The sequence below is a fragment of the Sphingomonas abietis genome (assembly GCF_027625475.1).
GTDB lineage: Bacteria > Pseudomonadota > Alphaproteobacteria > Sphingomonadales > Sphingomonadaceae > Solisphingomonas > Solisphingomonas abietis.
In genome coordinates this window covers 1,018,344-1,027,764 of the sequence record NZ_CP115174.1, presented here as the reverse complement: position 1 = coordinate 1,027,764, position 9,421 = coordinate 1,018,344, and the positions used below count along the sequence as shown (strand labels likewise).

The window sequence follows — 9,421 nt, the reverse complement described above, 5'->3', positions numbered from 1 at the left end:
GCGGTTCCTCTCCCGGCGATCAGGCGGCGGTGGATGCGGCTGCGACGGCAGCCGGCGGCCCGAGCACCGCCTCGGTGATCGAGTTCGGCAACGGCAGCGGCGTCTCGATCCGCGAGATCAGCGGGATGAGGATCAGGAAGTGGGTGAAATAATAGCCCGCGCACAGCTGGCTGAGCAGCACCACCGTCGGCGTCACCTCGGCCTGGCCGAGATAGCCGAGCGCCAGCACGTCGAGCACCAGCAGCCAGAACAGCTTCTGGTAGATCGGCCGGTAATTGGCCGAGCGGATCGGCGAGCGATCGATCCACGGCAGGAAGAACAGCAGCAGGATCGCCCCGAACATCGCCATCACCCCCCACAGCTTGGCGTCGATGCCGAGGAAATTGCCGGTGAAGGATTTGAGGATCGCGTAGAAGGGCAGGAAATACCATTCGGGCACGATATGCGCCGGCGTCGAGAGCGGATTGGCCGGGATATAATTGTCCGGATGGCCGAGCGCGTTCGGCGCGAAGAACAGCAGCAGCGAGAAGAGGATCAGGAACAGGCCGAGCCCGAAGCCGTCCTTGGCGGTGTAATAGGGATGGAAGGGCACGGTATCCTGCGGCCCCTTCACGTCCACCCCGGTCGGGTTGTTGGAGCCCGGAATGTGCAGCGCCCAGATGTGCAGGATGATCACCGCCGCGATGATGAACGGCAGCAGATAGTGGAGCGAGAAGAAGCGGTTGAGCGTCGCGTCGTCGGGCGCGAAGCCGCCGAGCAGCCAGGTGTGGATCGGGCCGCCGATCAGCGGGATGGCGGAGAAGAAGCCGGTGATCACCTGCGCCCCCCAGAAGCTCATCTGCCCCCAGGGCAGCACATAGCCCATGAAGGCGGTGGCCATCATCAGCAGGAAGATCACCACGCCGAGCAGCCACACCATCTCGCGCGGGGCCTTGTACGATCCGTAATAGAGACCGCGGAAGATGTGCAGATAGACGACGATGAAGAACATGCTGGCGCCGTTGGCGTGGGCGTAGCGCAGCAGCCAGCCCGCATTGACGTCGCGCATGATATGCTCGGTGCTGTCGAACGCCACGCTGGTGCTGGCGGCATAATGCATCGCCAGGATCACCCCGGTGACGATCTGGATCAGCAAGGCGGCGCCGGCCAGCGCGCCGAAATTCCAGAAATAGTTGAGGTTGCGCGGCACCGGATAGCCCGCCCCGACCGCATGGTAGACGAGCCGCGGCAGCGGCAGCCTCTCGTCCATCCAGCGCATCACGGGGTGTTTCGGCGCGTAATGCGCGGCCCAGGGGAAGCTCATGATCGTGTCACCTCAACCGATCTGGACACTGTTGGCGGATGTGAAGCTGTAGTCGGGCACAGCCAGGTTCCTGGGTGCCGGCCCGGCGCGGATGCGGCCGGCGGTATCATATTGCGAACCGTGGCACGGGCAGAAATAGCCGCCATATTGGCCCCTGTCCTCGCCCGGCGTGATGCCGAGCGGGACGCAGCCGAGATGGGTGCAGACCGCCATCGTGATCAGCCAATTCTCCTTGCCGGGCTTGGTCCGTTGGTCGAGCGTCTGCGGATCGCGCAGGCTCGCGATCGGCACCGCCTTGGCCTCGGCGATTTCGGCGGGGGTAAGATAGCGCACGAACACCGGCTGCTTGCGCCACGCCACCTTGATGCCGGAGCCCGCCGCGATCTTCGACAGATCGACCTCGATCGAGGCCAGCGCCAGCACGTCGGCGGACGGGTTCATCTGGTTGACCAGCGGGATCAGCACGGTGGCGGCGCCGACACCGGCGAAGCTGACCGCGGCGATGTTGAGGAAGTCGCGGCGGCGGGGGCCATCCCCCGCTGCGGGACCGGCGGCGTCGACCGGCGGGCGATGACCGGGCTCCAGCTCTGTCTCGACAATCGCCATGCTCTCGGCCCCTCGCAGTTTATGGTCTCATAGCCGGGGAGCGACCTGGCACAAGCAACAGCGTGGGCATCCCCGTTCAGACCTAAATGCGCCCGTTATGGTCCAGGCTACACGGCGCGATTAATAGCGTCCCGAACGGGGTTTTGCCAATCACGATTTGCGATGCTTGCAGAGCATGGGCCTAATGGCCTAGCCCGCACCGCCATGCGGATCGCCCTCCATCAGCCCGAGATCGCCGGCAATGTCGGCACGATCCTGCGGCTCGGCGCCTGCCTCGGGCTGGCGGTCGACGTGATCGAGCCGTGCGGCTTCGCCTTTTCCGATCGCGCGCTGGCACGCGCCGGCATGGATTATGCGACGCGCGCCATCGTCACCCGCCATGCCGACTGGGCGGCGTTCCGGGCGGCGCAGCGCGATCCGGCGCGGCTGGTGCTGTTCACCACCGCCGGCGATCTCCGCCTGCCCGATGTCGCGTTCACGGCCGATGACGTGCTGCTGTTCGGATCGGAGGGTTCGGGCGCCCCGCCTTATGTCCATGACGCGGCGACCTTGCGCGTCCGCATCCCGATCGCGGCGGATGCCCGATCGCTCAACCTCGCCACCGCCTGCGCGATCGTCGCGGGCGAGGCGCTCAGACAGACCGGAGGCTGGCCGACATGATCGCGCTGGACGAGCAACAACAGGCGGCGCGCACCTGGTTCGAGGCGCTGCGGACCCGCATCTGCACGGCGTTCGAGGCGATCGAGCGCGAGGCCGGATCGGATGCCGTCTTCGACTATACGCCGTGGCCGCGCACCGATCCCTCGGGCGAGGATGGCGGCGGCGGCGTGCGCGGGGTGATGAAGGGGCGCGTGTTCGAGAAGGTCGGCGTCAACGTCTCCACCGTCGGCGGCCGCTTCGAGGGCGAGTTCGCCCGGTCGATCCACGGCGCCGGCGACGATCCGCGCTTCTTCGCCACCGGCATCAGCCTGGTCGCGCACATGGCCAACCCGCATGTGCCCGCCGTCCACATGAACACCCGCTTCCTCGTCACCACCAAGCGCTGGTTCGGCGGCGGCGCCGATCTCAACCCGCCGCTGCCCGATGCCGACGACAGCGCGGACTTCCACGCCGCCTTCGCCGCCGCCTGCGACGCCCATGCGCCGATCGCCGACTATCCGCGCTTCCGCCAATGGGCGGAGGAGTATTTCTTCATCCCCCATCGCGGCGTGCAGCGCGGCGTCGGCGGCATCTTCTACGATCATCTCGAGGCCGAGGGGGCGGCGTTCGATCCCGCCTTCGCCTTCACCCGCGACGTCGGCGAGGCGTTCCTCGCCGTCTATCCGCAGATCGTCCGCCGCCGCATGGGCCTGCCCTTCACCGCCGAGGAGGAGCGGCGGATGCTCGCCTGGCGCGGGCGCTATGCCGAGTTCAACCTGGTCTATGATCGCGGCACCACCTTCGGGCTCAAGACCGGCGGCAATGTCGAGGCGATCCTGATGAGCCTGCCGCCGCGGGCGATCTGGGAATGAGCCTGATCCCCGTCGCGCCGGGCGAGATCGCCACCATCGTGACGTCGCTGGAGATGCGCGAACGCCCCAGGGCGCGCGCGCTGACGCCCTCGAAGCTGCGGCTCGATCGCTGGCGGGCGCCGTCGTCCGATCGCTACCGGGCGCTGTTCCGCCGCGTCGGCGAGCCGTGGCTGTGGTTTTCCCGGCTGGTCATGGACGATGCGACGCTCGATGCGATCACCCATGATCCGGCGGTGGAGATCTACGCCGTCACCGATCCGCGCGGGATCGAGATCGGCCTGCTCGAACTCGATTTCCGACAGGCCGGCGCTGCCGAAATCAGCTATTTCGGCCTCGTGCCCGAACTCACCGGGCGGGGCGAAGGGCGCTGGCTGATGGGCCATGCGCTGGCGCTGGCGTGGCGCAAGCAGGAAGGGCGCGCCGACGTCGCGCGCGTCTGGGTCCACACCTGCACGCTCGATCATCCGCGCGCGCTCGGCTTCTACCGGGCGCAGGGCTTCATGCCCTATGCGCGCGCGATCGAGACCTTCACCGATCCCCGCATCCTCGGCCTGTTGCCGATCGACGCCGCCCCGCACATCCCGCTGCTGGGCGGCGCGTGAACGGCAGTTGCTGGTAGCGGGAGCGGGTCAGGGCCGCCCGATCACTGGTCCCTGATCGCCGCCACCGCCGCACTGACCATCTTGCGGTAGAGCAGCGCGACATACACCGTCCACAGCGTCACGATCGCCGCCGCGACGACGCTGCCGACGAGCGTCGCCAGCAGATCGGTCAGCGCGGTGGCGCCGGTGGCGCGGCCGATCAGCTCGAAGATCGCGCGCGCCGGCAGCATCAGCACCGACATCACGAGGAACTGGCTGATCCACGCCACGATGCGCAGCAGCAGCATCTGCGGCGCCAGCCCGCGGGTCAGCGCCAGCGTCGCCCGCACCGTCGCCCAGCCATTGACCCGGCTCGTCGCGATCGCCGCCCACACTGGCAGCAACCGCATCGCCAGCCACGCCAGCCCGACCAGCACCAGCAGATAGGCGAGCAGGAAGGCCGCGCCGGCCTTGCCCGTCACCGAGGATTCGATGCCGGCGACGATGCCCACCGGGATCGACGCCAGCACCACCGCGCCGAAGGCGAGCAGCGCCACCGCGATCCCCGCCGGCATCCGCGACACGCCGGTCTGCAACGCCTCGCGCACGCTGATCCCGGCGCGCGCCGTCAGCGCCGTGATCGACAGCGTGCCGAGCAGGCTGAACAGCGCATGGGGGATGATCCACGCCATCCACGGCCCGACCGCGACGGCGCCGTCGACGACCAGCTTGGTCGGCATCACCAGATCCAGCACGACCAGCGGCAGGCCGAAGCAGAGCACGGCCAGCGGCGCCAGCAGCGCGACCTCCGCCTTGCAGAAGGCGAACGCCTCTTCCCACACCGCGCCCAGCGAAATCTTGGTTCTTTCGATCATCCCCCTCCTCTAGCAGAGCATGGCGCGTCGCCAAGCCGCTTGATCGCCGGCCCATGCCACGCCATCTGCGGGGGCGACATGCTGAGCGACGATATCGAATGGCGGGTTTCGCCAAGCCCGATCCCCTATCCCGAGGCGCTGGCCGAGATGGAGGCGCGCGCCACCGCCGTGCGTGCCGGCACCGCGCGCGAACTGGTATGGCTGCTGGAGCATCCGCCGCTCTACACCGCCGGCACCAGCGCGGTCGCCACCGACCTGATCGCGCCCGATCGCTTCCCGGTCTATCCGGCCGGGCGCGGCGGCAAATACACCTATCACGGCCCCGGCCAGCGGGTCGGCTATCTGGTGCTCGATCTCGACAAGCGCGGGCGCGACGTGCGCTGCTTCGTCCACCGGCTGGAGGCCTGGCTGATCGGCGCGCTCGCCGAACTCGGCGTCGAGGCGTGGATCGCGGACGGCCGCGTCGGCGTATGGACCGCCTATCGCGGGCAGGAGGCCAAGATCGGCGCGATCGGGGTGCGGGTGCGCCGCTGGGTGACGCTCCACGGCTTCGCGGTGAACGTCGCGCCCGACCTCAGCCATTTCGGCGGCATCGTGCCCTGCGGCCTGCCCGACTATCCGGTGACCAGCCTCGCCCAGCTGGGAAAGGTTGCCGACCTGAAACAGTTTGACGACGCCCTGCAAAGCGGGTTTGAGAGCTTCCTGTCCGGCCTGACCAACGCCTGATTGCAGGCCGACGGGGGGTTGCACGATCGGATTCAGCGGGGTGCCCGGCCGCAAGCCGGTGCCCCGATCTTTGCCAGGAGCCCTATATGCGCAATATTCTCAAGACCCTGACCGCCACCTCGCTGGTCGTCGGCGGCGCCCTGTTGGTCGCGGCCTGCGGCCATAGCGACAACACCGCCACCACCGACACCAACATGTCCAACATGGACACGATGGACAGCAGCAGCGGCATGACCAACGACGCGAGCGCGATGGACGCCACCGCCAACGACGCCGCGACCGGCGGCAACGCCACCGGCAACGCGATGTGATCGCACGGGCACCGTCCTGCGGGACGGCGCCCGCCACGCGCAGGAAGGGCCGCCCGGGCGACCGGGCGGCCCTTTTTGCGTCAGGACGAATCGAATTCGCGCCGTTTTGCAGGACGTTGCAGCGCAGCATGGGCCGCCGCATCTTGCGGTCGGCCTCGGAATGATTAAGGCTGCGTGCAGGCGGCAAGCCGTTGAATGGCGCGCATAGGGCACCCCGGTCGGGGTCTTTCGGAGAGAATAAGATGAGGGTTCGTTCGCGCCGGGTCACGGTGGCGCTGATGTCTATCGCAGGGCTGTTGTCCGCCCCTGCCTCCGCCCAGCTCTACTGGAAATCGCCCCATTTCGCCGGTGCGCCCGTCACCGGCCCGGAACTCGGCGTGATGATCCCGCTGCCCGGCGCCACCGCCGCCGAGGTCGATGCCGAGATCGTGTGGACGACGCGCGCGGGGCTCAACTTCGCGGCCCTGCAATGCCAGTTCGCGCCGTCGCTGATGACCGTCTCCAACTATAACGCGATGCTGACCCATCACGCCAAGGAGCTGGCGACGAACTACAAGACGCTGCAGGGCTATTTCAAGCGCACCGCCGCCAAGGGTTCCAGCGTCAACGCGATCAACGCCGCGTTCGATAATTTCAACACCCGCACCTATAGCAGCTTCTCGACCGTCTATGCCCAGCGCGGCTTCTGCCAGGACGCCTCCAACATCGGCCAGGCCGCGCTGATGGCGCCCAAGGGCTCGTTCAAGCTGATCGCCCGCGATCGCCTGCGCGAGCTGCGCAACAGCCTGAAGCCGGCCGGCGATCTGGAAAGCAACATCGCCCCGCCGATCCAGATGGTCGATCCCGAGGTGCCGGCCTTCCCGCCCGCCTGCTTCGACAAGAATGGCGAGCTCAAGAAGAAGTGCATGAGCCGCGGCTGACCGCGACGATCCCCGCCCCGTCGAGACGGGGCGGGGCGGGGCGTTTCAGCGGATGCCGAGCAGCTTGTGGGTCTGGACCGAGAGCCGCCAGGCCGGATGATCGACGACATGGCGGATCGCCGCCTCGCGCGATTCGTCGCGTGCCGGGCTGTCGAGCGGCTGGATCAGGAAATGGTCGAAATCCCATGCCTCCAGCGCGTCCGGGTCGATCCCCGGCTGCGGCCAGACCAGCTTCAGCTCATTGCCCGAGCGCTGGACGACCGCGCTGCCCGCCTTGGGGCTCACCGTGATCCAGTCGATGCTGCGCGGCACCGGCAGCGTGCCGTTGGTCTCGATCGCGATCTCGAACCCGGCGGCGTGGAGCGCGTCGATCAGCGCCTCGGTGACCTGGAGCATCGGCTCGCCGCCGGTGATCACCACCAGCCGTCGCCCGCCGACCGCGCCCCATTTCGCCGCCACCGCCGCCGCCAGCGCCGCGGCATCCGCGAAGCGGCCGCCGCCATCGCCGTCGATGCCGACGAAATCGGTGTCGCAGAAGGTGCAGATCGCGCTCGCCCGGTCCTGCTCGCGGCCTGACCATAAATTGCAGCCGGCGAAGCGCAGGAAGACCGCGCGGCGGCCGGCATTGATCCCCTCGCCCTGGAGCGTGAGGAACATCTCCTTGACCGCGAAGCTCATGGCAGGACGGCGTAGGAGGTCGGGTCCGGCAGGCCCGCCTCCTCGAAACCCTTGTGACGGAGCCGGCAGCTGTCGCACAGCCCGCAATGGTCGCCGCCCTGCGGATCGTAGCAGGACCAGCTCATCCCGGCATCCAGCCCGAGCCGATCGGCCTCGCGCGCGATATCGGCCTTGGTCATGTGCTGGAGCGGCGCGTGGACCTGGAAGCGATCGCCCTCGACGCCGGCCTTGGTGGCCCGCGCCGCGAGCGTCTCGAACGCCTCGACGAATTCCGGCCGGCAATCGGGATAGCCCGAATAATCGAGCGCGTTGATGCCGAGGAACAGGTCGCGCGCGCCGGTCGCCTCCGCCCAGCCGAGCGCCAGCGACAGGAAGATGGTGTTGCGCGCCGGCACATAGGTGCTGGGAATGCCGGGCTGCACGCCCTCCTTCGGCACGTCGATGTCGTCGGTCAGCGAGGAGCCGCCGAAGGCGCGCAGATCGATCGGCAGCACGACATGGCGATCGACCTCGAGCGCGGCGGCGATGCGGCGCGCCGAGGCCAGCTCGACCAGATGGCGCTGATTATAGTTCACGGTGAGCGCGAGGACACCATAGCCCGCCTCCTTGGCGAGCCCTGCGGTGACCATCGAATCGAGCCCGCCCGAGAGCAGGACGACGGCCTGGCGGCGGCCGGAGCGGTGAAGGTCTGTCATGGTCCTGCGCTACTCGCGCTCTTTGGCAGGGGCAAGCGCCCAAAAAGAGGGGGCCGCCCATTGCGGAGCGGCCCAGTTGGCCCCGTCAAGGGCCGGATCAGGGAGATCGCGCCGCCGCCATCCTCGGCAGCACGCCCCCTCGCTACACCCGATCCCGTCAACATCCGCTTAACGGGACGGGCGCGGCTTCCTCCTCAGGCCGGCAGCGCGACCGGGAAGCTCTTCGCGCAGAATTCGCAATCGACATGGACGAAGCCATCGGCGTCGGCCATCGCGACGCGCTCCTCGGGCGGGAAGCGGGCGATCACCGTCTGGATGTGCGCGGCCGAGCAGCGGCAGCCGCGCGACAGCGAGGCGATCGGCAGCAGCCGCACCTCCTCCTCCTCGTGGAACAGCCGCCACAGCAGATCGTCGAGCGGCAGGCCCGCATCGGTCAGCTCGGCGGGGCTGACCGTCTGGGCCAGCGCCTCGACATGCTGCCATTCGGGATGATCGAGCCGGGTGTGGAGGCGCTCGCGCCCCTCCTCGCCCTCGGGCAGGTGCTGGACGAGCAGGCCGCCGGCGACGTGGCGGCCATCGGGCAGCGTCGTCACCGCGGCGCGGACGATGCTCGGTATCTGTTCGGACTGGGCGAAATAATGCTGGGCGGCATCGGCCAGCGAGCCGCCCTCCAGCGGCACGATGCCCTGATAGCGCTCGCCGCTGCTATGGCCGGGCAGCGGCGCCTGGTCGAAGGTGATCGCCAGATAGCCCTTGCCGAACAGCCCGAACAGCGAGGGATCGGCCGGCGCCTCGGCCAGCTTGTCGGCATCGTAGCGCAGATAGCCGCGCATCGCGCCGTTGCGATAATCGGCAACGAGCAGGTCGATCACCCCGCCCTCGGTCTGCGCCTGGAGGGTGAGCTGGCCCTCCTCATGCTTCAGCGTCGAGCCGAGCAGCGCCGCCAGCACCAGCGCCTCGGCCAGCACGCGGGCCAGCACCGGCGGATAGGCGTGGGCGGCGAGGATGGTGTCGAGCGCCGGCCCCAGCCGCACGACGCGGCCACGGGCATGGCGGGTGGCGATGGTGAAGCCGAGCGCGGTGTCGCACGGGCGGGTGGCGGTGTCAGTCATCAATCGATTATCCCCGGAACCTTAGCCCGTTCGCACCGAGCCCGTCGAAGTGCGTGCCACAAGCGCCACGCTCGCAGCACGTCCTTCGACAGGCTCAGGACGA

Annotated in this window: 12 protein-coding genes; 6 read left to right on the top strand and 6 right to left on the bottom strand. The window is 68.6% G+C overall.

Annotated features, from left to right (window positions below; genetic code table 11):
- Positions 1 to 19: 19 nt before the first annotated feature.
- Together PBT88_RS04910 and petA are read right to left on the bottom strand one after the other, a co-directional pair.
- A complete protein-coding gene (locus PBT88_RS04910) occupies positions 20 to 1,303 on the bottom strand; it encodes a cytochrome b (protein ID WP_270078104.1) in 1,284 nt (427 codons plus the stop codon).
- A gap of 12 nt (positions 1,304 to 1,315) precedes the next feature.
- Positions 1,316 to 1,909 carry a ubiquinol-cytochrome c reductase iron-sulfur subunit gene (gene petA / locus PBT88_RS04905; protein ID WP_270078103.1) on the bottom strand — a complete coding sequence of 198 codons (594 nt, stop codon included), beginning with the start codon at positions 1,907 to 1,909 and terminating at the stop codon, positions 1,316 to 1,318.
- A 204-nt stretch (positions 1,910 to 2,113) separates the two neighbouring features.
- Here petA and PBT88_RS04900 point away from each other — a divergent pair, with 204 nt between their 5' ends.
- From PBT88_RS04900 to PBT88_RS04890, 3 genes are read left to right on the top strand one after another with little or no spacing between them, the layout of a single operon-like run.
- Positions 2,114 to 2,569, top strand: coding sequence for a tRNA (cytidine(34)-2'-O)-methyltransferase (locus tag PBT88_RS04900; RefSeq protein ID WP_270078102.1), 456 nt, complete (start codon positions 2,114 to 2,116; stop codon positions 2,567 to 2,569).
- A complete protein-coding gene (gene hemF / locus PBT88_RS04895; RefSeq protein ID WP_270078101.1) occupies positions 2,566 to 3,420 on the top strand; it encodes an oxygen-dependent coproporphyrinogen oxidase in 855 nt (284 codons plus the stop codon). The genes PBT88_RS04900 and hemF overlap by 4 nt, the downstream gene beginning before the upstream one ends.
- A complete protein-coding gene (locus PBT88_RS04890) occupies positions 3,417 to 4,022 on the top strand; it encodes a GNAT family N-acetyltransferase (RefSeq protein ID WP_270078100.1) in 606 nt (201 codons plus the stop codon). The genes hemF and PBT88_RS04890 overlap by 4 nt, the downstream gene beginning before the upstream one ends.
- A gap of 41 nt (positions 4,023 to 4,063) precedes the next feature.
- Here the strand turns inward: PBT88_RS04890 and PBT88_RS04885 are convergent, their stop codons facing one another.
- Positions 4,064 to 4,876 carry a hypothetical protein gene (locus PBT88_RS04885; protein WP_270078099.1) on the bottom strand — a complete coding sequence of 271 codons (813 nt, stop codon included), beginning with the start codon at positions 4,874 to 4,876 and terminating at the stop codon, positions 4,064 to 4,066.
- A gap of 78 nt (positions 4,877 to 4,954) precedes the next feature.
- Here PBT88_RS04885 and lipB point away from each other — a divergent pair, with 78 nt between their 5' ends.
- The 3 genes from lipB to PBT88_RS04870 all read left to right on the top strand — a co-directional run bounded on the left by lipB (position 4,955) and on the right by PBT88_RS04870 (position 6,833).
- On the top strand, positions 4,955 to 5,602 hold the full coding sequence (gene lipB, locus PBT88_RS04880) for a lipoyl(octanoyl) transferase LipB (protein ID WP_270078098.1): 648 nt from the start codon (positions 4,955 to 4,957) through the stop codon (positions 5,600 to 5,602).
- Between the two features lie 86 nt (positions 5,603 to 5,688).
- Positions 5,689 to 5,913: a hypothetical protein gene (locus tag PBT88_RS04875; RefSeq protein WP_270078097.1), complete on the top strand. Its 225-nt coding sequence runs from the start codon at positions 5,689 to 5,691 to the stop codon at positions 5,911 to 5,913.
- Between the two features lie 296 nt (positions 5,914 to 6,209).
- Positions 6,210 to 6,833: a hypothetical protein gene (locus PBT88_RS04870; RefSeq protein ID WP_270078096.1), complete on the top strand. Its 624-nt coding sequence runs from the start codon at positions 6,210 to 6,212 to the stop codon at positions 6,831 to 6,833.
- A gap of 45 nt (positions 6,834 to 6,878) precedes the next feature.
- Here the strand turns inward: PBT88_RS04870 and queE are convergent, their stop codons facing one another.
- From queE to hslO, 3 genes are all read right to left on the bottom strand, one after another.
- On the bottom strand, positions 6,879 to 7,511 hold the full coding sequence (queE, locus tag PBT88_RS04865; RefSeq protein ID WP_270078095.1) for a 7-carboxy-7-deazaguanine synthase: 633 nt from the start codon (positions 7,509 to 7,511) through the stop codon (positions 6,879 to 6,881).
- On the bottom strand, positions 7,508 to 8,206 hold the full coding sequence (gene queC / locus PBT88_RS04860) for a 7-cyano-7-deazaguanine synthase QueC (RefSeq protein WP_270078094.1): 699 nt from the start codon (positions 8,204 to 8,206) through the stop codon (positions 7,508 to 7,510). Before queC ends, queE begins: the two co-directional genes overlap by 4 nt.
- 194 nt (positions 8,207 to 8,400) lie before the next feature.
- Entirely contained in the window at positions 8,401 to 9,318 is a 918-nt protein-coding gene (hslO, locus tag PBT88_RS04855; protein ID WP_270078093.1) for an Hsp33 family molecular chaperone HslO, read from the bottom strand.
- Between the last annotated feature and the right edge of the window lie 103 nt (positions 9,319 to 9,421).

What these genes read in the sequence shown, in the direction of transcription:
- PBT88_RS04890 (WP_270078100.1), top strand. Translation starts at nt 3,417, where the DNA reads ATGAGCCTGATCCCCGTCGCGCCGGGCGAGATCGCCACCATCGTGACG.
- hslO (WP_270078093.1), bottom strand. Translation starts at nt 9,318, where the DNA reads ATGACTGACACCGCCACCCGCCCGTGCGACACCGCGCTCGGCTTCACC.
- lipB (WP_270078098.1), top strand. Translation starts at nt 4,955, where the DNA reads ATGCTGAGCGACGATATCGAATGGCGGGTTTCGCCAAGCCCGATCCCC.
- PBT88_RS04910 (WP_270078104.1), bottom strand. Translation starts at nt 1,303, where the DNA reads ATGAGCTTCCCCTGGGCCGCGCATTACGCGCCGAAACACCCCGTGATG.
- queC (WP_270078094.1), bottom strand. Translation starts at nt 8,206, where the DNA reads ATGACAGACCTTCACCGCTCCGGCCGCCGCCAGGCCGTCGTCCTGCTC.
- PBT88_RS04885 (WP_270078099.1), bottom strand. Translation starts at nt 4,876, where the DNA reads ATGATCGAAAGAACCAAGATTTCGCTGGGCGCGGTGTGGGAAGAGGCG.
- petA (WP_270078103.1), bottom strand. Translation starts at nt 1,909, where the DNA reads ATGGCGATTGTCGAGACAGAGCTGGAGCCCGGTCATCGCCCGCCGGTC.
- queE (WP_270078095.1), bottom strand. Translation starts at nt 7,511, where the DNA reads ATGAGCTTCGCGGTCAAGGAGATGTTCCTCACGCTCCAGGGCGAGGGG.
- hemF (WP_270078101.1), top strand. Translation starts at nt 2,566, where the DNA reads ATGATCGCGCTGGACGAGCAACAACAGGCGGCGCGCACCTGGTTCGAG.
- PBT88_RS04875 (WP_270078097.1), top strand. Translation starts at nt 5,689, where the DNA reads ATGCGCAATATTCTCAAGACCCTGACCGCCACCTCGCTGGTCGTCGGC.
- PBT88_RS04900 (WP_270078102.1), top strand. Translation starts at nt 2,114, where the DNA reads ATGCGGATCGCCCTCCATCAGCCCGAGATCGCCGGCAATGTCGGCACG.